We start from the raw sequence: 22,418 nt of genomic DNA, 5'->3' as shown, positions 1-22,418 counted from the left end.
CCTCCTGGACCATTATTTTCTACAAACCTTGCCTGAATTCCTTTACTAATACTAAAATAGATATTTTTTACACCAATTCCTATGACCTATCGCAAAAAAACAAAAAACAACCCCATCCACGCCCGGATGAGGTCGAAGTCTATTTATGATGCTGGGACGTCAAGCCGCTTCATGATGTCATCGAGCAGCAAGTTCGCTGCCTTGATGCCGCCTGCTGTATTCCAGATCGTCTCGCTGACCTGGAAGACTTGCTTGTTTTTCGCCACGTTCAACGATTGGAAAACTGGGCTGTCCATCCACTTTTTCGCCATGTTGGTAATATCGGTGGCGCCTTTTTCTTCCGATACCCAGTAGAACAGAACGTCGCCATCCATGACGGACATGCCTTCTTCCGACACGAATTCCGCGAAGTTGTCCACATCCTGCGAAGCGGGACGCGCTACCCCCAGTTGTTCGAGCAGAACACCGCTAAACGTGTCTTTTTGGTAAATCTGTACGCCCTTTTTCGAGAATTTGACGACGGACACCTTGGTGGCTGTCTTGGCTCCCAGCTTTTCTTTGGCTGCCGCTACGCGCTCGTCAAATTCCTTGAGCAGCTTCTCGCCTTCCGCTTTCTTGTTCACCGCTTCGGCATAGAGAGCGAAGTTGGTTTTCCATCTGCCCGACAGCTCTTCCGCGAACACGGTCGGCGCGATTTTGGACAGCTGGTCGTACACTTTTTCATGACGTACCTTGTTCCCGATAATCAGGTCCGGGCTGAGCGAGACAATCTTTTCGAGGTTCGGCTCGGTTTCAAAGCCAAGAGACTCTACCCCTGCCATCTCGTCCTTGATGTGGTCGTACCAAGGGTCACCTTCCCACGATTGCACGGCGGCGATTGGCTTCACGCCCAGAGCGAGCAGAGCCTCGGTACCTTCGTTGGTCAGGATGATGACGCGTTGCGGTGTGCCTTTGATCTGGGTCGTGCCCATGGCGTGCTTGATCTCGCGCACTTCGCCTGCATCCGCTGGAGCTGGCTGGGCGGCCGCTGTACTCGGCTCCGTCGTCGCCTGCTGCTGGGCCTTTTGCGCCTGGTCGGCGCCTCCTCCGCAGCCGGCCAGGACCAAAAGCATGCACAGGGAGAAAAAGCTGGTCATGATGTGGCGCATGGTACGTGCGCTGGTCGTTTTTTTCATCTCAAGATATGCCCCCACTTCTATCAGTCGCTTGATTGATAACCATTATCAATTGATAGTATATAGAGACTGCTCCCGCTTTTCCATGCACGCCATTGCCTGTTTTATATGGACGGGATTGCCCGCAAAAAGTACGCCGTACACTGCCCGATCATGTACTCCCTGCCCAGCGGCCCCCACGGATCCCAGTTTTTGCTCTCCGGATTGTACACCTTGTTTTCCCGAACAGCCCGCAAGCTTTGCCACAGCGGATTCGCCCACAGACGCTCCACATGCTCTTTTTCGCTCCAGATCAAGATAATGCGCTCCGGGTCGATCCTGACCAGCTCCAGCAGCGCGTCAGGCTTGTAGGAGGCGTGTGTCACATGCGGATCGGGCTGGAAGCCGAGCTTGTGATAAAACAGGTCGGTCAAGGCGTGCCCCTCCGTCCCGTACAGCCGCACCTCCTCCTCCAGCACCCGGACGATCGTCCATTCGCCTTTGCGCGTGACGGGCAACAGCGCATCCCTTGCCGCTTTCTCCACGTTTTCCACATGGTCGATGATCCGCTGGGCCTGGTTTTCTTTATGGAAAACGGTCGCGATCTGCCGTTGATACTCGTGCCATGGCAGATAGCCGTTGAACATGAACGTTTCCCCGAGCTTTTTCCACTCTCCCTGCCCCTGTTCCTGGCCCGTATCAATCTGCACGATCACGTCAGGCGACAACGGCAAAATCTCCTGGGGCGTAATGTCGCGCTCCGCATTCAGTGCCTTCGTCCCCCGCAGTCGCTGCTGCAAGTAGATCGGAAACCCGGTTCGAGTCGGAAAATAATGGGGAAAAGACGGCGCGGCAATCGGCTGAATCCCGATCGCGAGAAAATGATCCTGTAAAAACAGTTTGCTTGCGATTGCCACGCGCTGCCCTGCCTGCTTCATGTAAATTTGCGGCGACAACCCTTCCCGCTTTTTGAACAAACGGCTGAAATACAGCTCATCGGAAAAGCCGACGCGGCGGGCCACGTCTTTGACGCGATTGGCGGAAGAAGAGGCGGACAGCAAAGCCTTCGCCTCCTCCATCCTAAGCTGCGTCAAATACTCCCCCGGCGTCATCCCTACCGCCCGCTTGAACGCCCGACAGTAGGAGCTTGGCGTCAACCCGGCAAGCTTGGGCAAAATTCCCAGATCCAACGCCTCGCGAAAATGCTTTTTCATGTAGTCGATCGTCGCGGCGATCGAGCAGTCTCCGCCTTTTTCCCGCGCAGCTTGCTCCTTGCAGGCCGTGGCGAGCAGATCGTACAACAGCGCCTGGGCGCGAAGTGGCAGGCCATCGTCCGCTTCTTGCCCCAAGCGGTGAAACTCCTCCAGCTTCGCCACAAAAGCGGATGCGGATGCGACGGGAAACACTTCCGCTCCTACCACTCCCGCCGCGTCCCCCGCCAGCTGCTCCTGTGTGCCGGGTGCTGTCGCTTGCTTGCCGCCTGCTGACGAGGACGCGTCGATTCGCCTGTAGTGCAGCCGATACATCTGCATCGGTCCGGCGGGAACGTACAGCTCGTCCATCCGCATCGCAGGAGTCAGCATGATGAGCGTGCCCGCCTCGATCCCATGCTTTTGGCCATTGACGGTGATCTCCCCGTTGCCTTCCCTTACGTAGCACAGGACGTATTCCTCCAGTCGCAGCTGCCGCAAGCGAAAGCCTTTTTTCAACCGCTGCTTGCGAAAAGCAGTCCATACATAGGCATGACAATCCCGGCTGTTGTTCCTCATCAGACTCACATCCTTGCTTTCGTCATGATTGGTACAAGAAAAAAGTAGCCAGGCGTCGGTGCAGCCTTCGCCTGTACTACTTCGTTTTGGCTCGATTATACCGGATGGGATTTCGATTTAGTGTCGTACTTTTGCCGCGCGAAACATCAGCAGGAACAAATACGGCGCACCCAAGAGCGCGACCACAATACCTGACGGGATGTCTTTGGGAATCATCACGACTCGCCCCAGCAAGTCGGAGGCGGCCAGCAGGACCGCGCCCAACAGTGCGGAGACGACGACTGCCCTGCGGTGGTGTGCTCCGACCAGCAAACGTGCCGCATGCGGCGCGAGCAAGCCGATAAACCCTACAGCCCCGACGCTGGCGACAGCGGCCGAAGCGAGCAGCACCGCAATGACCGCTACAGTGAGTCGCGTCCGGCGTACCTGCAAGCCCAAGCCAATCGAGCTTTCATCGTGAAAAGAGAGCAGGTCCACGCGGCGTCCCAGCCACCACGCGAGCGGGGTCAGCACGAGAATCGCGGGCAGCAGCCGGCTGATTTCCGTCCAGCCGCGTCCGTATGTGCTGCCTGCCATCCAGGCGAGCGCCGGTGCAGCCAAAAGCTGTGCTTTTACGATCAAAATGTTGATAAAAGCAGCGCCTGCTGCGGCAACCGCGATCCCGACCAGGGTGAGAATGATCGGATTCAAGCCTCTCCGCCACGATACGGCGTACACAATCGTGGCAGAGACAATCCCGCCGAGCATGGCTCCCAGCGGCATCCACGCGGAAAACTGCGGGAACACGAGCAGCAACAGGATAGCTCCCACGCCCGCACCGCTGGTCACCCCGACGATTTGCGGATCGGCGAGCGGATTGCGTACGGCGCTTTGCATGAGGCTGCCGCTGATCGCCAAAGCCACTCCCGCCAGCATCGCGGTCAAAAGCCGCGGCATCCGCAGCTCGAACAGAAGCTGGCTGTACATCTCGTTTCCTTGCCCCATGAAGACGGCAATGATGTCCGCCCAAGGCACGTACAGATTCCCGATAGCCAGCCCGGACATCCAGACGAGGACGAGCAGCACGCACAAGATGACGACGACGATCGGATACGGAACCTTGCGCTGCCAGCCGCCTACGCTCATCGAGGTCTGCGCCCCGGAGCCTGTGCCGGCGCTCAGCTTGCGGGACACCCGCATTGCCAGCCAGATCAGCCACGGCCCGCCAATCGCCGCCGTAATCGCCCCTGCCGGAAGCTCGCCGTACGCATTGACGAACGTGCGGGAGATCGTGTCGGAGGCAACGAGCAGCGCCGCCCCCCAGATGGCACTGATCGGCAACAGCCAGATGTGTCTTGTCAGCCCGCTGAGTCGCACTAGATGCGGTGCCACCAGCCCGATAAAGCCGATCGGCCCGACTACGCTGACGCTGACACACGTCACCAAAATCGCGATAAACATGGCGATCAGGCGCGTTTTACCGACCTTTTGCCCAAGCGACTGCGCGGTTTCTTCGTGAAAGCTGAGCACGTCAAGCTGTCGGGCCATCAGGCAGCTGGCTGCCACCCCGAGCACAATCAGCGGCCAGCTGAACTGCACGCCTGTCCAGTCGTTTTGCTTCAACGAGCCTGAACCCCAGAGGAAGATCCCCTGTGTCGTTTCTTCATGAAACAGAATCATGGCGCTGGTCAGCGAAGAAAACACGAGCGTGACGATCATCCCGGACAAAGCGACGCGCACGGGCGTTCCTTTTCGCCCGCCTGCCATATAGTAAACGGCAGCAGCAGCCAGTATGCCGCCCGCCATGGCAAATGGCAGCGGGTACTGGTGCAGGATCGTCGGCCAGAACACCATCCCGAAAACGACAAACAAGTAAGCGCCGGCATTGACGCCGAGCGTCGTTTCCGAAGCGAGCGGATTTCGCGTCACGGTCTGCATCATGGCCCCGGCAACCGCCAAAGCCGCGCCGGATAAGAGTCCCATCACCGTTCTCGGCAAACGGACGCCGTGAATCATCTGATGGTCGGCAATCTCTTGCGGTGCAATAATCGCTTCGATCACGGTACGCACCGAGATGTCAGCCAGCCCCTGCGTCAGGCTGACAAACGCAAGCAGCACCAGAAGCACCAGGCCGCCAAGCAGCATCCATAACGGCCTCAAGCCTCCTCTTGGAGAAGAAGGGGCTTGATGGATGTCGCCTGGGGCAAGGCTTTCACGCTTGGCCAGACTCATTTCGCCAGCAGATCAGCAGCTTTTTTGGCCATGATTTGGGCGGACAATGGACCGCCGTATGGCCACATGTCGCCGCCCAATGCGTACATGCGATTTTCTTTTACAAAGGCGAGGCCGTTCCAAACCGGGTTGTTTTTCAACTGGTTCGCAATGACGTTGTCATCATCCTGGATGATGTACAGGAAGTTGGCATCCTGGAGCGCAGGAAGTGCTTCCACGTCTGTCGTCGTCATTCCGTTCATCTCGAATTTCTTCGGTTTGTAAGCGTTGGTCAGTCCGACGCGATTCAGAATTTGAATCGCGGTAGAGTTGTCGGTGGACAGACGGAATTCCACCGCGTTCTGGTTGCTGTAACCCATGGCGAGTACGATTGGCGTTTTGTCCGTGCCTGCTTTGACAATGCGCTCTTTTGCCTCTGCATAGGTTTTGTCCAGCTCTTTCAGCACCTGTTCGGCTTCTGCCTGTTTGCCCAAAATATCGGCAATTTCCTTAAAAGTCTCAATCATTCGGGTATATTGATCGCCCTGGCCCTCTGGCGGATACGCATCAAAAGCGATTGTCGGCGCAATTTTGCTCAACTCGTCGTAGTTCGCTTCCACGTTGCGCTTCATGCCGATAATGAGGTCAGGCTTGAGGAGCATGATGGATTCCAGATTTGGCGCGACGCGGCTTCCTACATCCACTACGTCGGGGGCAATTTCCACGGGGAGCTTGACCCACTTTTTCATATTGGGAATATCCGCAATCCCCACAGGCTGCATGCCGAGAGCCAGCACATGCTCAGCGCTGCTCCATTCCAGAGCGACAACGCGTTTCGGAATGCCTTTGATTGTCGTTTCTCCCATCACGTGCTTGACAGTGCGCACTTGTTCTTCCGCTGCCTTGTCTGCTTCTGGCTGCGAAGATGCTGCCGGCTGTGCCTGTCCGGAACCGGATTGGGCGTTTGGCGTAGCGGTCCCTCCGTTCCCGCACGCTGCCAACAGAAGCATGGCAGACAATAAGACAAGCAGGATTGGTAACTTCATGATACGCATGTATGACTCCCCCTTTTGTTTTGGTGCAGCCTTCTAAAGATGATGACGGGCGCTGGTCATCTCTTCCACCAAAAATGATAATGATTATCATTTTCTATGTCAATATTCGAATAGGCAACTATGTCCGATTTCCTAGCCATCAAAAAAATCCTCCTCATGATGGAGAAGGACTTTTTGCTTTTCTTCGGCTTTCTCACTCTTCATTTGGCGTTCGTCCATCGCTTTCAGGTCGGCTTTGTACTTGAGGTAGTCATCCACCTGCGCCACGAGAACCTTGTGTTCGCTGCCCTTGATCGCCGCATACGTCTCCTGGTCGACGATTTGCACAGCGCGACCCGAAAGCATCTCGTAGCTGCTGATGAACTCGCGGGAAATCGCCTGGCTCCACTCATCCGGCACCGCGGCGAGCTTTCGCGCTTCGTCCGGATCGTTATCCATGATGTACACCTGTTCCGGCAACGGCTCTGTCACAAGCTCTGGCTGGTTGTCCGGCGCATACTGTTCCATCGTATTGGTCGAGATGAGCGGAGGATGCGCCAGCAAGTCTTCTTTGGTGAAGTAGTAGGCTTTCTCGTCCTTTTTGTAGCGATACGTATTTTGCTCCAGCACGTGCATGTTGGCAAGCGCCTGCTCATCTTCCTCGACCGGATCGTGCAGGGTGATGTCGTAGATGCGCCCGACGCTCGCCACCAGCTCTACGTTTTTTGTGGCATTCGGCTGCCTACCGTGGTTCTTTTCGCTATTGACTGTAACTCGTTTTCCAATAGGGAGCTATTGATCTACCTACCGTTTGCTTTTCGTTTTTGTAAGGTCGTGGATTTCCGCTTTCCGTATTCAGAATGCCGCTACATTGTGTGCTGATTTTGAACAGGAAGTTCCCGCAGGTTTACACGCCGACTATATTTTTATGGCGCAGGTTCTGCTCCACATTCGCGATGTGGAAGCAGTCTTGTCCAGATTATTCGATGTTCTGAAGGAAGGCGGGCATTTGCTCATTGTCGATTTTGATAAAAACGAACAAGTAGTTTCCGCTATCGTCCATAACGGTTTCCATCAAGCGGAACTCGCTGCGCTGATGACAAAGATCGGGTACAGGCAGATTCAATCGAAAACGTTTTACCATGGAAGGAACATCTTCATGGGGCAGGATGCCTCGATGTTTGTTCTCGATTCGCAGAAATAGGCGCTTGGAGGAACGGATTCTGTCAGCCGATTGGTGGCTATTGCCGGTAGCGAGAAAAAAGGCCGTTCGCGTACCCTCCTCCTGCCCGCGGTAACACTCGGACGCTCTTGCTGCCACTTCGCCTGGAGGTTTTCCCTGCCTCCGGGCTTGCAGCATTTGCCAGCCGGAACATTCAACAAAAAATACCAGCGACCTCGACTTTTCCCCGACTGTCAACGAACCCTCCCTTTTCCTCAAATGAACTGGTTTATTTGGCAAAAGGTAGATTTGACATCCCCCAGCAGAACGTTTACACTAATTGATGTTTCAAGTAGTTAAATATTAATCAACTATATTATTTCACAATCAAAACAGGGGCGATTCGTATGCCGAGCCAATCCGGTCTGACCGATTTTGAACAACTCTACATCCAGATGCAGCGAAGGGTATCGACAAAATGGCACAAGCGACTGGACCCGCTTGTATCCGCTTCGCAAGCCATGCTATTGCGACTGCTGGATAAACACGGTCCGCTAAAGGCTTCGGCTTTGGCCGAGCATTTGCAGATCACGCCCGGAGCGGTTACCAGTCTATCCGATAAATTGATCGCCTGCGGTTATGCCAGCCGCAGTCGGGTCAGCCATGATCGCCGGGTGGTCTGCCTGGAAATCACCGAGAAGGGAAGAGAGATTTTGCATAGATACCGAGTGGAACTCAAGAAGACCATCGGGGACTTGTTTGCGGGACTGTCAGAGGAAGACATCGAGCATCTGAACCGGATCTACCGGCAAGTCTTGCATAACATCGACCAACAAAGAGAGGAGAATCACGCATGAACGGGTTAACCGAAAAAAAGAAAGTGACGATCATGATCGCGATCATCACGGCGATGTTCTTTTCCGCGATCAACCAAACGATTATCGGCGTCGCCATGCCGCGCATTATCGCCAAGCTGGGCGGCATGGATTATTACTCCTGGGGTATCACCATTTACTTGCTGACTTCCACCGTCGCCTCCGTCCTGGTCGGAAAGCTGTCGGACATCTACGGGCGCAAGCCGTTTCTTTTGGCCGGGATCGGATTGTTTAGCATCGGTGCTTTGCTTTCCGGCTTTTCCGCGACGATCTTTCAGTTGATCGCCTATCGCGCCATTCAAGGGGCAGGTGCCGGCATCATCATGTCCACCGCCTTCACCGCCATGGGCGACCTGTATGAGCCTCGCGAGCGAGCCAAATGGACCGGGGTCATGAGCGCCGTATTCGGCGTGTCCAGCGTCGCGGGTCCGCTCCTCGGGGGATACATTGTCGACCATCTGGACTGGCATTGGGTATTCTGGATTTTCCTGCCGATCGGGCTGATCGCGTTCGCCTTGATATGGCTTCATTTTCCGCAAGTGGAAAAACGGCAGGGCGAATCCGTCGACTATTTCGGCTCCCTGTTTTTGACGACGACCATCGTTCCGATGCTGCTCGCATTTTCCTGGGCAGGCGAAGGCCCAAATAAGTACGCCTGGGGCTCCTGGCAAATCCTCGGCCTTCTGGCTGTCACCGTCGTGTCCTTGCTCGTGTTCCTCTGGGTGGAAGCACGGGTAAAAACACCCGTACTGCCGCTTCGCTTGTTTACCAACAGCATTTTCACCGTCTCCAATCTGATCGGCTTCTTCCTGAACGCCGGGATGATGGGAGCGATCATCTACGTTCCGTTTTTCGTGCAGGGCGTCAAGGGCATCTCGCCTACCTTGGCCGGTTACGTCGCCATGCCGATGTCGATTGCCATGCTCGTGACGTCTGCGCTCGCCGGACAGTTTATGACCAAGACAGGCAGATACAAAAAAATGGCGATCAGCGGGCTGCTGGTCATGACGCTCGGCATGGCGCTGATGTACTTCATGGTGCCGACTACGCCGATTTATTTGCTCGTCCTGTACATGATCGTGCTCGGCCTGGGCATGGGTATCGCGATGCCCGTCTTCTCCCTGACCGTGCAAAACGCAGTCGCACCGCAGGATCTGGGTGTCGCCACCGCTACTTCCCAGCTGTTCCGCAACCTGGGCGGTACGATCGGGATTGCTGTCATGGGCAGCGTCATGAGCGCCAGCATGTCTGCCCGAATGAATCAGCTCTCGGCCGCCATGGGGCAAGGCGCCGCCTCGATGCCTGCCGATCCGGCGCTGGCGGAAAAGCTGTCGCTGCTCACCAACCCGCAAAATTTGCTCGATCAACCCAAATTGGAAGCAGCGCTGCACAGCTTGCCGCCAGAAGCGCAAACGGTGTTTGCCCACATGCTGGACTTGATCCGGGAAGCGATGAGCTACGGAATTACCACTACATTCTTGACCGGGGCCATTGTCGCTGGCTTCGCGGCGGTGCTCGCGCTGTTTCTGAAAGAAATTCCGCTGCGCAGCGAAAACAAACCGGAACAAAAAAGCGCACAGGAAAGCAAGACAGCAGCAACAGCAGCCGAATGGGAAGGAATGCATGCCGGAAAAGCTTGACGATCGGCTGGACGTAAAAGGGGAGCACATGAATGTGCCCCCCTTTTTCTTTTGCCCGGCAACCGCTTGTCCTTCTTCTCGTTCGCAGGACGCGCTCCCCACTCGATATGGACAGCGCTCCCAGCGCGAGCTTGTCTCCTTTTCCCCATCTGCCGCACCTTTGCCGCCTTGTCGCCGGATAGGTCCAGCCGCAGTGTGTGCAAAAAGAAGCTTTGCCGTCATTTATGGAAATCGTATGTCACTTTTGTTAAAGCCGTTGATTCTATTCGGAATTTTTCTTATATTGATGGAACATCTTTCACTGGTGGTGCTTGCCGCTATTCTTTCTACAGGAGGTCACTGTCATGAACCGTGTCAAAGCCGTTCTCAAGCACTTCTCCATTGCGTCGCTGCTCCAACTGATCCTCAACCTCTCGCTGATTTTTCTGGCCGTCATCCTCTGCGTGCTGCTTGGCAAAGAACTGATTCACTTTGGGAAAATGATGCTCTCGAACGACTCCACATTGAACGAATTTCTCGAAGCGATCATTGCCTTTTTTCTTTACTTCGAATTTATTGCGATGATTGTGAAATACTTTCGCGAGAACTACCATTTTCCCCTACGCTATTTCCTGTACATCGGCATTACGGCCATGGTGCGTCTGATTATCGTGGATCATCACAACCCGCTCAACACCTTGATCTACTCCGGAGTGATTCTGACGCTGATTGTCAGCTATTTCATCATCAACAAAACTCCCGTAGAACGTCCGGAAAAATAGCGGCTCCCTCCAGGCATGGAGGGGTGGTACGGCTAGTTCGGCGCGTTCACAGGATGGGCGACAGAGGCGTCTTCCTTCTTGATCGTCCCGTACTGCATTGGGTCCCACTTCCCGGAAGGCCCTCCCACCTGAACGGCTGGCAGCTTGTCCAGCTCCTTTTCAAACTGGGGCGCAAAGTAACTCGTCAGTTTGACCGTGGCACTCATTTTCGTGTCTTCCGGAATCACAAGCTCCTCTTTTTGGTTCGACTGGAAATCGAGCTGATCGACGCGCAAGTAACGCGACATCTTTTGCAATTCGGTCACAAAGCGATAAATCTCCTTGTAATCTCCTTTGATCTTGAGGGAGATTTCCACGCTATGAAACGGGATCGGCGGCAAGTAATTTTCGATCATGTCCGCCTTCACCTGGCGTTCTGCGTTCTCCGCACCCGGCTTTTTTTGTCCGCTTGCCGAGCCTGCTTTTGGCGTGGACTCGACAGCCTGCCCGGCGATTTCATCCACCTGTTTTTGCAGCTCTCCTTCGCCGGTTGCCTGCGCTTCGCCGTCCGCTTCCTCTGCTTGATCCATGTAGGTGAGCTGATTCGCCAACTCTTTTGCCGTCAGCTTTTCCCGCTCGGAAAAGGAGGCTTCTTCAATCGAAATCCGACTGACCGATTGCAGCCTCTCCAGGTCCTTGATGAGCTGATCCGCATACGGTCTGACGGGAATCGCCTCTAAGACTCTCTGGGAGAGCACGGTTGGATTTGTCGGCTCCGTCGCTTGTGCGGTTTGCAGTTGCGCTAAGGTTTGTTTCAATTTCTCAAGCCGCACCTGCAAACTCGCCTTTTGCTCCGTAGCAGGTACGATGTATACATAGTAAGCTCCTGCCAAGGCAGCGAACAATAACACAAAGATGAAGAGTGCAATCTGACGCGTCTTTTCGCCCATGCAGCGGTTCCCCTCCTCTTACTTCTTCACTTCGGCTTTTCCTGCTGGGCTAGCTTGCTCTTTGGCAGCCAGCTCTTGCAAATCAACCGTGATCGCCTTGATCTTCAGGGAAGCCGTATAGCGAGGGAGCAGCTTTCCACCAACGGTGCTCAAAATGGCAGACAGCGGCTTTCCCTGTTCATCGACAGCGCCTTGCCATTTGATTTCTCTCGCCCTGATGCTGGTCACTTCCGCTTTTGCCACATAGGGAGAGGCTTGCAAATGGTGGAGGTACGCAGCCACATCTTCGTACTGCTCAAAGCTGCCTTCCAGTTCAATCTGGCCGCTCAAATTGTACTTGATGCTATCGAGACGGCCATGCTCGGGCAAAGCGCGCGCCACCTCATCCAGGAGCAGGCTCGTCGGCAAAAACAGTTGCTGCATCCTCTCGGAAAAAAGCACATACTGCTCCAGCGAGTCTTCCGCTTGCACAGCGACCGGCTGTTTTTGCATGGCGGCAATCGCCGTTTCTTTCATGTGGATTTCCTGTTTCAAGGAAGCGACCGACTCCGTCGCCGCGTAATACGTGAGCCAAAGAAAGCCGGCAGCAGCTACCCACGTCAAGCCGATGCCTGCCAAAACGATATGAGAAGCGGTAAACAACCGCTTCTTTCGCGGAAGCAGATTGATCGTAACCAATAGCCCTCAACCTCTCAAAGATAATCCCAGCGCCACAGAAAAGGCTTGCAGCTTTGCCTGGTTTGCCCCTACGTGTTCCATACGCTCTAGCGGCAGCGGCGCGATCTTCAACTGCGGAAGTCGTTCGCGCAAATACCTGACCATTCTGTCCAAATCGGGAAAGTCCCCTGTGAGATACATCGTATCCAGCTTGACCGTCCCGTTTTTCAAGGAGAACTGGTAGAAGTTGATTACCCGTTCCAGCTCCCGCACCCATTCCTCCGCAAAGGCGGAAAAGGCACTGCGATGTTCCAGGAATGACAGCAGTTCTTTGGTCGACAACCCGTTCTCATCCGCACTGTTCTTGTAGTGCTCCAGGTCAAGCGGAATACTGCGCAAAAACTCCGGGATATCTCCTTCAAAAATGCCGACATTGATGGAGCGCAGCCCAAGCTGCACCACCAGAAGATTCCGACTCAGTTCCATCCCGCTGCTGGACAGGAGCCGATACAGCGCCAGCGGCTCGATGTCAACCGAAGTCGCCTCCAGACGAAGCAGCTTCAACAGCGACAAATATTGGTCGATCACATCGCCAGGCGCTGCAATGACCAGATATTGCTCCTCCTCTCCCGCTCCCAGCTTTTCTGCGGAGAATCGGGAAGGAAGCGCCCACACATTGTTTTTGGGCAGCTTGTAATAGTCGAAATAAGGGCGGGAAAACGGCAAGTGAACGGAGGATTCCAGCTCGATCTCGATCAAGGGGCGGACTTCCTTCTCCGGCACTCGCGGCAAAGCGATCTTCCTGATGACGACAAACGAGCTTGGTACGGCCAAGCATACCTTGTTGCCGCTTACCAGCAGCTGATTTTTCGCTGCGGACAGTTGCTGCTCCAGCGCCTGCTGGTCCATAATTTTTCCGCCGACAAGCAATCCGCGCTCCAACGGAATCATGCCCATCTGGTGAATCTGGACAGCTCCCGCGCTCTGCGACGTCTCGACAATGCGAATCCCGTCATCTTCTATCGTCATGCCTATTCTCTTCTTCGACGGGAGAAACGGCAGATGGACCCCCATGCAATGCCACCCTTTCTATAGTCATGCTCGGAAATGCGTTGCTTGTTTTTCTACTACATTCGACAAAGCTCCCCTCCGCCCTGCCGTACATAGCGGCCGATCCGGATCAAGACCCGGATTCATAGAAGGACACATACCAATCTACGATATCCGCGCCGTACAAGTAGGCGGTGACGGCTCCCAGCGCCATAAAAGGCCCGAACGGAATCATCGACTTGCGCGTTGCCCTGCGGCTCGCCATAAGAGCAAGTCCGTACAAGGCACCAAAGGCCGAGGAGAGAAACACCGTCAAAAAGAGCAAGGGAGGCGACAGAAACATCCCGATCACAGCGAACAGCTTGATATCGCCGCCCCCCATCCCGCCGCGCGTGATGACCGCCAGCAGCAAAAAGAACAAAAACCCTGCTGCCATCCCGATCAGATGCGCTGCATAGCTGGCGTCGCCGTAGGGCCAAAAGAAGCGCAGCACGAGAAAAAGCAAAAAGAACGGCAGCAGCACTTTATTCGGGATCAGCCGATACGCCAAATCCGCCACCGTGACGATCGACAGCAGGGAGACAAACAACATCCCGAGCAGCGTCTCCCAGGTCAGATCGTACCGCCAATAGACGAGGACAAAGCCAAGCCCTGTCAAACCCTCCATCACCGGATAGAGCGGAGAAATCGCCGTGTTGCACCCCTTGCATCTTCCTTTTGCGAGCAGATAGGAAACAATCGGCATTAATTCTCCGGGCAACAACCGCCGCTTGCAAGACGAACAATGCGACGGCGGATGAAGAATGGACGCTTTTTTTGGCACCCGCAGCCCGACTACGTTGTAGAAGGAGCCAAAGAGGAGGCCGAGGAGGAAGAAGCTTATGGAGAGTGGGAGTTGGAGCATTTGTTCACCTCTGCTGGGAGTATCACTGCAACAGGCTTACAGAAAAGACTTCCTTCTTCTTGTGAAGGAAGTCTAATAGCAGCAGCGTAATTCAATTGTGAGCTTTACTAGTTTGTGGGCAATGTTACCTTCTCACGAGTTAATTCGTCTACGTTATCTCCTTGTGTTTCCGTACCAATAACATACTGGGAACCCACTACTAGCGTAACCAGGTATTCCTTAACATGTCCGGTTTCCTTATCTTTGGAAAAGGTCACTTTGGTGTCGTCCTGGTTGTAATTGTCGTCAAATCCGGGCACAGTCGGATTGTTGATATAACCGTTTTCTACGAGAGTCTCCAGTGTCACAGGTGATGTTGCACTCGAGTTATTCACCAAATACATCCGAGTCGCATCCACAATCATGCGAGCATTCGCAATATGCGAATCTTTGCGGGAATTGTCTATGATATTCCCAATCGAAGGAACCGCAATCGCAGCAATGATCCCCAAAATCACGATCACCGCCAGCAGCTCAATCAGCGTAAACCCTCTCTCATTCTTCCAAATCCTCTTTAACATCGCCAAGTCCTCCCCGCCCGTTATTTTACTTTACTGAAGATATCAAACATCGGCACCATAATGGATAACACGATGGTTCCTACAATTCCGGCCAAACAGACGATCATGATCGGTTCGATCAGCGACTTGATTTTGTCGACAGCGTTCTCTACTTCTTTTTCGTAGAAGTCTGCGACCTTGTCCAGCATCGAATCCAGCGAGCCTGTCTCTTCTCCGACCGCAATCATATGGGACACCATCGGCGGGATTACCCAGGATTTTTTGAATGGCTCTGACAAAGGCCGACCCTGACGCAAGCTTTCTTTCGCCTCGCCAATGGATTTGCTGATAAGCTGGTTTCCTACCACTCCCTCTACGATGGTGAGCGATTGCAAAATGGGAACCGAGCTGGCAAAGAGCGTCGCAAGCGTTCTCGTCATTCTCGCTATCGCGCCTTTTTGCAGCAGCTTGCCGAATATTGGTAGTTTCAACATACCATAATCGGCATAATATCGTCCATAAGAAGTATTGACAAATATTCTGCAACCGACAAAAAGGGCAGAAAGACCTATAACATAGAGATACCAAACCTCCATCAAGCTGTTGCTGAAACCCATGACCGCTTTTGTGATGGCCGGCAATTCCGCTTGAAATCCTGCAAACATATCGACAAACGTCGGCACAATGCTGACCAGCAAGAAGACCGTCACGATGACAGCCATCAAACCTACCGTCACCGGGTACGCCATCGCAGACTTGATTTTTTCCTTGGTGTAGTAGGACTTTTCATAAAACGCGGCCAGCCTGTCCAGCACAAGCTCCATATTGCCCGACGCCTCGCCCGCACGCACCATGCTGATGAAAAGCGGTTCAAACACCTTCGGAAACTTGGCGCACGCTTCGGACAGCTGCGTCCCTTGCTGCAAATCCGCTTCAATCTCGATCAAATAGTTGCGCAGCTTTTTGCTCTCGGTTTGCGCGGCGAGGATATGTACCGATTCCACGATCCCGATACCTGCGCGAATCAGCGTGGCAAACTGGCGCAGGAAAATGACGATATCTTTTCCTTTTACCGGACGGGTAAACTCCACATGGCGGTCGAGCACGCCTTTGGTCTTCTCCTGCATGCGCAACACGAGCACGCCTTGCTGCTTCAATTCCATGATGGCAGAGCTTCTTGCAGGGGCTTCCATTTTGCCTCTGACCTTTTTTCCTGTCCGTTCGCGGCCTTCATAGTGAAAAGTCGGCATTACTCCAGCACCCTCTCATTCAGGAAATACTGGGCTGCTTCCAGCGTGATCGTGCCGCTTGCGATCAGCTCCTTGATCGACATTTCCAGCGTATGCATGCCAAGCTCCCTACTGGTCTGGAGAATGCTCTTGATCTGATGCACCTTTTCGCTGCGAATCAGGTTGGCGACCGCAGGGGTATTGACGAGAATCTCTGTGGCTACTGCCCGACCTCCGCCTACCTTCGGAACCAGGCGCTGCGAGATAATGCCGACCAGGACGGAAGCGAGCTGCGTCCGTATTTGCGGTTGCTGGCTGCCCGGAAACACGTCGATGATCCTGTCGATGGTCTGCGGCGCGTCTGACGTGTGCAGCGTGGCCAGCACCAAATGTCCGGTCTCCCCCGCCGTAATCGCCGTGCTGATCGTCTCCAGATCGCGCATCTCCCCGACGAGAATCACGTCCGGATCCTGGCGCAGCGCTGCCCGCAAACCGCTGGCAAAATCTTTCGTATCAAAGCCGATCTCGCGCTGATTCACGATGGAGAGCTGATGCTTGTGCAAATACTCGATCGGGTCCTCCAAGGTAATGACGTGCTTTTTCATCGTCCGGTTGATCGAGTCGATCATCGCCGCAAGCGTGGTGGATTTCCCGCTGCCTGTCGGCCCGGTTACCAGCAGCAGTCCTTGGGGCTTTTGCGAGAATTTCCGCAAAATCTCCGGCATGCCGAGAGACTCAATGGTAGGCACCGATGCGGGAATGACCCGGGCCACGATCCCTGTGCAGCCGCGCTGCTGATACGCATTTACCCGAAACCGGGATACACCTGCCAGGCCGTACGAGAAATCCAGCTCGCCTTTTTCCTGAAAGGTGGGATACATCTGCTCCGGGATCAAGGTTCTGGCCATCGACTCGGTGTCTTCCGGAGTGAGCGGCGGTATATCCAGCCGTTTCAACTCGCCGTCAATCCGAAAGACAGGCGATGTCCCTACCGATATGTGCAGGTCGGATGCTCTTTTTTCAACGGCGTACTTCAACAGCTTGATGATATCGACGCGAGACATGCTTCATCCTCCCTCTCCCTGACGTCGGCCGTCATTGGTCAGTGGCTGACCGCGATCCGATACATTTCTTCCATGGTCGTAATCCCTTGCTTGACTTTGAGCAAGCCGTCATCGAACAGCAGCACCATCCCGTTTTTCATCGCATACTTTTTATACTCGTGGGACGGGAGGTTCTGGATCAGCATGGAGCGGATCGTGTCATCCAGCTTGAACACCTCGTGAACGGCGATTCTGCCCCGGTATCCGGTCATGAGACAGCTTGCGCAGCCTTTGCCCTTCCATAACGTTTCGACGCTCAACCCTTTTTGGGCAAACAGCTTCTTCTCCTGTTCCGACGCCTTGTATTCCTGCTTGCAGTCCTTGCAAATACGGCGGACCAGTCGCTGCGCCAGTACGCCGTGAATCGAAGAAGCGATCAAAAACGGCGGAATGCCCATGTCCACAAGACGGGTAATGCTGCTGACGGCATCGTTGGTGTGCAGCGTGCTGAACACCGAGTGCCCGGTCAAGGCGGCGCGGATGGCGATCTCGGCCGTCTCCCTGTCGCGAATCTCCCCGACCATGATGATGTCCGGGTCCTGTCGCAAGATCGAGCGCAGCGCGGAGGCGAAGCTCATCCCGATATTTTCGTTGACCTGCACCTGGTTGATCCCGTCCAGCTGATACTCGACAGGGTCCTCGACCGTAATAATGTTGACATGCTCCGAATTCAGATGGTTGAGCGCCGCGTACAAGGTCGTCGATTTCCCGCTTCCCGTCGGTCCGGTCACCAGCACAATCCCGTTGGACATGGTAACCAGCTCTTGAAACATCGCCAGATTGCGCTTCGACAGACCGAGCTGGCTCATCTCCACCAAAGCATTGGACAGGTCCAGGAGACGCATGACGATTTTTTCTCCGTAGATGGTTGGCAAAGTCGACATCCGGATATCGATTTCCTTGAAGTCTACATTCATTTGCACCCGGCCGTCCTGCGGCACCCTTCGTTCGGCGATGTTCAGATTCGCCATGATTTTCAGCCGCGCTGTCAGCATCCCCTGCATGTGTCTGGGCAGAATCCGCTCCGTTTTCATCAGACCATCGATGCGGAAGCGGACGCGGATGCCGTCTTCCATCGGCTCGATATGGATATCGCTGGCACGCAGTTGGACAGCCTGCTCAAACATTTGGCTGACCAGCCGGACAATCGGCGAATTGTCGTCAAAAATCCGCGCTTCTTCCAAATCCTCCGGCACGTCGATGCCTTCCATCAGCTCCTGCAACGAGCCTTGCATGCTGTACATCCGCGAGATGGCTCGCTGAATCTCATCCCGGGTCGCGATGACCACCTGAATGACGAAGCCCGTACTCATCCGCAGCTCGTCAATCGCGTAGTAATCAAGCGGGTCCACCATGGCGACAGTCAGCTTGTTCTCTTCTTTTTTCAGCGGGACCAAGGAATGGCGACGCGCCAGCTCCTCCGGCACAATCGCCGACAAGGACGGCTCCAGCCGCATGCGGAACAGACTGACATGGGGAATCCCCAGCTGATATTCCAGGATTTCAATCAGCTGCTGCTCCGTAATGTAGCCGCTTTGCAGCAGGTGGTCCCCCAGCTTCAGCTTCGATTTTTTTTGCTCGACCAGCGCTTCCTGCAACTGGTCAGTGGTAATGATGCCGCTCTCGACCAAGATGTCGCCAAGCCTTTTGCGGGACAAGAGACTCCCCCCTCTGACGTACGGTTGCTTTTCCTTACCTCTGATAAATAATGCCGTTTTCCACGCGCGGCTCGCCCGCGCTTTCGTCGGTTGCGCCTGTGGCGGGACCGCTTGGCCCGGAGATGTCGGGAGGCGGGGCAGCGGCAGACGTTTCGCTGTCATCAGCCGTTTCGACCGGAGCCTGTGCCGCATCGCCTTCCTGTTGCTCCCCTTGCGCAGCTGTTGCCTGCTTCTTGTCTTTCTCGTGAACAGGGCCTACCGCCACAATGTTGTGCAGCGGCTTATAGTAATCCTCGGAGACTTTTTGTTTCCGCCAGGCCCCGTTCTCCTGCCAGCTCTGGTAAACGGCAACCGTAAAGCCCTCGCTGCCTTTTCGCTCGATCGCCTCTTCGTTCGGCCCGAGCGTGTGGTCGACGCGAACAATGGTACTCGGCAAAACCGTTTCGCCCTTTTCCGTGACGAGCGTCGCCGCAGGCACATCCGGCTTTGCCCCGAAAAGCGCCAGCCGCACCTGATTGTTCGCCAGGGCCGCATGGATAAACAGCGGCGTTTTCGTCGTATTGACAAAGCGCAGATCGCATTCATCTTCCTTGACCAGCGCTTCCAGACCGGCACTGGCGTACGTGACGGGCCGCGGGGCCACATATCGCTCGATCACGGACAGACGGTTCTTCAAAACCGCCTGGTAGAGAGCGGTCGCCGCCTGTGTCGCGGCTCCGCCGAGCTGGTCAATAGCGACTTGCTCGTCAGCAAGCGCCGGCAGCGGCACGTAGCCGTTTTCCTGCTTGTACGGCCCTGTCGCTTCCAGAAAGGAAAAGGTCTGGCCTGGCAAAACAATCGAGCCGTTCAAACGGGAGACGAGCTGTTGCAAATTGGTCAGGCCGCTGCTTCCCGAAACGGCTGTCGGCACATACTGCTCTGCCAGCAAGTATTTGATCGACTCCAGCTCGGATTTTCGCAACGGCGGAACGTCTTCCTGTACAGCCAGACGAAGCTCGCCTGACCAATCCGCGAGATTGGCCGACATGACTTGTTCGAAGGCAGACAGGGACTGCTCCAGATCAAGCCGGTATCCGACCACCTCCGGCACAATCGAGATCGTATTCCCCGAGACAACGCCTGTCGCTGCCACGGCAGGACGCTCGATTGTTTGTCCAATCGCGTCCAGCTGCCTGGCCAGCTCCGCCCGATCATAAGTGACCTTGATCGGCACATTGACGGGCGCAGAGGCTCCCCACAGCCGGGAGAAAAAGCCGCTTTTTTCCCTGGAACGGGCATACGCCTCCTGCAAAGCCGCTTCTACGTCAAAGCGGATTTGCAGCTTGCTTGCGTCAATCGGGTAGGCTTGTCCATCCAGCACGAAGCGAATCTCCGTACGCTGTCTGGCCTGCACGGCCTCCTGTAGCTTTTGCCTTGCTTCCGCATAAAGATGGCCGCCAACGGGAAGCGATGCGATCCTGATCCCTTCCTGGAAAATCTTCTCGCCCAAGGTGACGCCTCCCCATTCCACCATCGAAAAAAGCGAGAGCGCAGGAATCAGAACCAGTTGAACAAAAAACACGGCCAAGAAAAACCAATAGCGCCGCGGGGGCACGGTTTGGGTTGCGTACATACGTCAACGCCTTTCTGTAACGGTTATCCATTCGTCTGTTGTTCATCGGGGACGAAATGCCATCCACTCTCCTCTGCCCGTTCCCCTGTGTCGGGCATGCTTTCCTGTTCGGCAGGAGGCTCTTCTGCAAAAAAGTAGATGATCCGATCCTCGTCCGCTTCCTCGCCCGCCTCTTTTCGCGACGGGGGCTCGGGAGCAGGCAGATACGGAAGCGGCTCCGCTTCTTCCCCTTGCCACAAGTCGTAGCGGATCGGCTCCTCCTCCAGAGGGGCTTCCGGCAAGCTGCCTGCCTCCTGGCTCACAGCGACTTCCGCCAAGCCCGCCCGGTCGGCTTCTTCCGCCAGCTCGCTTTCTGCTGGCTCTTCCACCATCCACGACGGCTGCCGATCCAGCTCCTCTTGGGCCGCCAGCGACAAACCGGGAGCAAATCCCCCCGCCTGCCCCGGCCCTGCGGACAGCCTCCAGGCACCCCAGGCCAGGCAGAGTGCGAGCAAGAAAAAAACGGTCAGCCACAGCCATAGACTTGCGTAAGCCACAAAAAAAGGAGAACCCGCGCCGATCCCCACCGCTCCTGCTGCTACCAGCCAGCTTTTTCGGGAAAACATGCGTTTCGCCCGCGGATAGAGAAGCGCCAAAAAGAGAGAAGACAAGAGTATGTAACCACCCAAAAATAGCAGGACACTTGTTGTATCCATCTCGTTTTCACCCTATCCTCTCACACAAACATGCCAATAGACCCATTTCTTTCTCCCTAACCCGATTCGACTTCGATGGACAAATTCCTTTTTGAATTTTTGAAATTCCTGCCTCATGTCCTATTTTTCTCATTTCGTGTACAATAAGGTCACGAACCTTTCCAGGAGGATACCCAGGATGAAAGTACTAGATAATGAAAAAGGCTTGTCCTTGGTCGAGGTGGTCGCATCGCTTCTGATTTTTTCCATCGCCCTCCTGTTTCTGAGCCACTTTCTCGTCAGAAGCTTTGAAATTTCCGGAAATCAGGACAATCGGCAAGTCGCCATGAACCTGGCCAGGCAGACCGTGGAAGAGTGGCGGGGCGGAAATGGCATGATTCCCGCCGATCAAGAGCAGGAGATCTTGTTGGAAGATCGCTATCTGGGAAAACCGCTTTCTTTTCCGCTGCTTGCCGGAATCTGCTCCAGCGCTGCTCCCCAGTGGCCGAACGATTTCAAAGGAATCAAGCTTGCCGACCTGACCATCAACGATCGCGTCTACCAGACCTATGTACTTCCCCGGTTCGTCACAACCGAAGAGACCGCTTCCCAATCCCTCATCCGAATCGTCGTCCGCGTTTTTTCGCACGATGCAAAGGTGGCAGAGCTGGAAGCATTGATCGCGAATCCAGAGAGGGGGCAGGAAAAAGACACATGATGATCCGGACACGCAAGCCACGTTTCCCCAAATGGGTGCAGGATGAGCGCGGCCTTACGCTTGTCGAGGTTCTCGCTACGTCGCTCATTTTCTTTGCCATCCTGATACCGCTGATCGGTGTGTACGTCAAGGGAGTGGAAATCTATCAAACGACTTCGCTCCAAAACACGCTGCGAAACGATACGGATTTTCTCATCGGCAGCGTGATGCGCACGGTTCAGGAAGCGAGCTACGTCAAGCTGCCTTCCTCCGATCCGGAATCAGCAGACGATGCAGCCGCCCGCCAGATCATCCGCGCCTCGTTTCCCGAATTTGACGATGCGGCCAGCTCCAACCGTCTCTATGTGCACAAGCGGTCCGTCCAAATCCAGCCAGCCAGCGAAAACACGCAAACCATATCGCTTCTCACCCGAGAGACGTACTCTTTTGCCCCTTGTGAAAACCAAGGGTCGGATATCCAGCCATGCAGCCATATTCCCTTTCCTGTGGATCGCCATCTGTATCTGGCAAAAGGCTTTTTCGCAATGCCTCCGCAAGAAAGCGGCGATGCTGCCAAAAAGCAGGTCATCCTCTATCTTGTCGTTGCCTTGCGCTACGGCTCGTTCCCGCTCCCTGCCACCGAGGAGGACAAGCAAAACGACGCCCTGTTTGCCAATTGGGCGGAGGTAGAGAAGGCCGTGACACAAAACACGCCAAAAGCCCGGTATGTACGCGTCGTCCGTACCGAAATCGAACTGGGCAGCGAACAGAAGGGGTGAAT

21 protein-coding genes are annotated in these 22,418 nt (G+C 55.0%); 6 read left to right on the top strand and 15 right to left on the bottom strand.

Features of this window, described 5'->3' with window-relative positions; genetic code table 11:
- Positions 1 to 143: 143 nt before the first annotated feature.
- The 5 genes from ACTHO6_RS11855 to ACTHO6_RS11835 form a co-directional block, all read right to left on the bottom strand.
- A complete protein-coding gene (locus tag ACTHO6_RS11855; RefSeq protein WP_440241765.1) occupies positions 144 to 1,175 on the bottom strand; it encodes an ABC transporter substrate-binding protein in 1,032 nt (343 codons plus the stop codon).
- A 104-nt stretch (positions 1,176 to 1,279) separates the two neighbouring features.
- Positions 1,280 to 2,923: an AraC family transcriptional regulator gene (locus ACTHO6_RS11850; RefSeq protein WP_440241764.1), complete on the bottom strand. Its 1,644-nt coding sequence runs from the start codon at positions 2,921 to 2,923 to the stop codon at positions 1,280 to 1,282.
- Positions 2,924 to 3,040: 117 nt separating this feature from the next.
- Positions 3,041 to 5,062: a Fe(3+)-hydroxamate ABC transporter permease FhuB gene (gene fhuB / locus ACTHO6_RS11845; protein ID WP_440241763.1), complete on the bottom strand. Its 2,022-nt coding sequence runs from the start codon at positions 5,060 to 5,062 to the stop codon at positions 3,041 to 3,043.
- 68 nt (positions 5,063 to 5,130) lie between these two features.
- A complete protein-coding gene (locus ACTHO6_RS11840; RefSeq protein WP_440241761.1) occupies positions 5,131 to 6,168 on the bottom strand; it encodes an ABC transporter substrate-binding protein in 1,038 nt (345 codons plus the stop codon).
- A gap of 132 nt (positions 6,169 to 6,300) precedes the next feature.
- Complete coding sequence (locus ACTHO6_RS11835) at positions 6,301 to 6,858, bottom strand: hypothetical protein (RefSeq protein ID WP_440241760.1); 558 nt, start codon at positions 6,856 to 6,858, stop codon at positions 6,301 to 6,303.
- A gap of 217 nt (positions 6,859 to 7,075) precedes the next feature.
- Here ACTHO6_RS11835 and ACTHO6_RS11830 point away from each other — a divergent pair, with 217 nt between their 5' ends.
- The 4 genes from ACTHO6_RS11830 (at position 7,076) to psiE (ending at position 10,585) form a co-directional block, all read left to right on the top strand.
- Positions 7,076 to 7,351 (top strand): class I SAM-dependent methyltransferase, encoded by a 276-nt coding sequence (locus ACTHO6_RS11830; protein ID WP_440241868.1) that lies wholly within the window; start codon positions 7,076 to 7,078, stop codon positions 7,349 to 7,351.
- A gap of 365 nt (positions 7,352 to 7,716) precedes the next feature.
- Complete coding sequence (locus tag ACTHO6_RS11825) at positions 7,717 to 8,166, top strand: MarR family winged helix-turn-helix transcriptional regulator (RefSeq protein ID WP_440241759.1); 450 nt, start codon at positions 7,717 to 7,719, stop codon at positions 8,164 to 8,166.
- Complete coding sequence (locus tag ACTHO6_RS11820; protein ID WP_440241758.1) at positions 8,163 to 9,824, top strand: MDR family MFS transporter; 1,662 nt, start codon at positions 8,163 to 8,165, stop codon at positions 9,822 to 9,824. The genes ACTHO6_RS11825 and ACTHO6_RS11820 overlap by 4 nt, the downstream gene beginning before the upstream one ends.
- A 344-nt stretch (positions 9,825 to 10,168) precedes the next feature.
- Entirely contained in the window at positions 10,169 to 10,585 is a 417-nt protein-coding gene (gene psiE, locus ACTHO6_RS11815; protein WP_440241757.1) for a phosphate-starvation-inducible protein PsiE, read from the top strand.
- 32 nt (positions 10,586 to 10,617) lie between these two features.
- Here psiE and pilO read toward each other — a convergent pair whose 3' ends face one another.
- The 10 genes from pilO to ACTHO6_RS11765 form a co-directional block, all read right to left on the bottom strand.
- Entirely contained in the window at positions 10,618 to 11,514 is an 897-nt protein-coding gene (pilO, locus tag ACTHO6_RS11810; protein ID WP_440241756.1) for a type 4a pilus biogenesis protein PilO, read from the bottom strand.
- 18 nt (positions 11,515 to 11,532) lie between these two features.
- Positions 11,533 to 12,192, bottom strand: coding sequence for a PilN domain-containing protein (locus ACTHO6_RS11805; RefSeq protein WP_440241755.1), 660 nt, complete (start codon positions 12,190 to 12,192; stop codon positions 11,533 to 11,535).
- 6 nt (positions 12,193 to 12,198) lie between these two features.
- Positions 12,199 to 13,200 carry a type IV pilus biogenesis protein PilM gene (gene pilM, locus ACTHO6_RS11800; protein ID WP_440241754.1) on the bottom strand — a complete coding sequence of 334 codons (1,002 nt, stop codon included), beginning with the start codon at positions 13,198 to 13,200 and terminating at the stop codon, positions 12,199 to 12,201.
- A gap of 151 nt (positions 13,201 to 13,351) precedes the next feature.
- Positions 13,352 to 14,125: a prepilin peptidase gene (locus ACTHO6_RS11795; RefSeq protein WP_440241753.1), complete on the bottom strand. Its 774-nt coding sequence runs from the start codon at positions 14,123 to 14,125 to the stop codon at positions 13,352 to 13,354.
- Positions 14,126 to 14,232: 107 nt separating this feature from the next.
- Entirely contained in the window at positions 14,233 to 14,685 is a 453-nt protein-coding gene (locus tag ACTHO6_RS11790; RefSeq protein WP_440241752.1) for a competence type IV pilus major pilin ComGC, read from the bottom strand.
- A gap of 20 nt (positions 14,686 to 14,705) precedes the next feature.
- Positions 14,706 to 15,914 carry a type II secretion system F family protein gene (locus tag ACTHO6_RS11785; protein WP_440241751.1) on the bottom strand — a complete coding sequence of 403 codons (1,209 nt, stop codon included), beginning with the start codon at positions 15,912 to 15,914 and terminating at the stop codon, positions 14,706 to 14,708.
- Complete coding sequence (locus ACTHO6_RS11780) at positions 15,914 to 16,957, bottom strand: type IV pilus twitching motility protein PilT (RefSeq protein ID WP_440241750.1); 1,044 nt, start codon at positions 16,955 to 16,957, stop codon at positions 15,914 to 15,916. The genes ACTHO6_RS11785 and ACTHO6_RS11780 overlap by 1 nt, the downstream gene beginning before the upstream one ends.
- Before the next feature lie 38 nt (positions 16,958 to 16,995).
- A complete protein-coding gene (locus ACTHO6_RS11775) occupies positions 16,996 to 18,654 on the bottom strand; it encodes a GspE/PulE family protein (RefSeq protein ID WP_440241749.1) in 1,659 nt (552 codons plus the stop codon).
- Positions 18,655 to 18,688: 34 nt separating this feature from the next.
- A complete protein-coding gene (locus ACTHO6_RS11770) occupies positions 18,689 to 20,266 on the bottom strand; it encodes a VanW family protein (RefSeq protein ID WP_440241748.1) in 1,578 nt (525 codons plus the stop codon).
- A gap of 23 nt (positions 20,267 to 20,289) precedes the next feature.
- A complete protein-coding gene (locus tag ACTHO6_RS11765; protein WP_440241747.1) occupies positions 20,290 to 20,961 on the bottom strand; it encodes a hypothetical protein in 672 nt (223 codons plus the stop codon).
- Between the two features lie 178 nt (positions 20,962 to 21,139).
- Here ACTHO6_RS11765 and ACTHO6_RS11760 point away from each other — a divergent pair, with 178 nt between their 5' ends.
- Both ACTHO6_RS11760 and ACTHO6_RS11755 read left to right on the top strand, forming a co-directional pair.
- The gene (locus ACTHO6_RS11760) at positions 21,140 to 21,658 is read left to right on the top strand and encodes a type IV pilus modification PilV family protein (RefSeq protein WP_440241746.1); all 519 of its coding nucleotides are present in this window, start codon (positions 21,140 to 21,142) and stop codon (positions 21,656 to 21,658) included.
- Positions 21,655 to 22,416, top strand: a complete 762-nt coding sequence (locus tag ACTHO6_RS11755; protein ID WP_440241745.1) for a PilW family protein — start codon at positions 21,655 to 21,657, stop codon at positions 22,414 to 22,416. Before ACTHO6_RS11760 ends, ACTHO6_RS11755 begins: the two co-directional genes overlap by 4 nt.
- The last annotated feature ends 2 nt before the right edge of the window (positions 22,417 to 22,418 follow it).

This window comes from Brevibacillus sp. SAFN-007a (assembly GCF_051967035.1).
Lineage (GTDB): Bacteria > Bacillota > Bacilli > Brevibacillales > Brevibacillaceae > Brevibacillus.
Note: the sequence above shows the minus strand (reverse complement) of the source record. Positions and strands in the feature narration are given on the sequence as shown.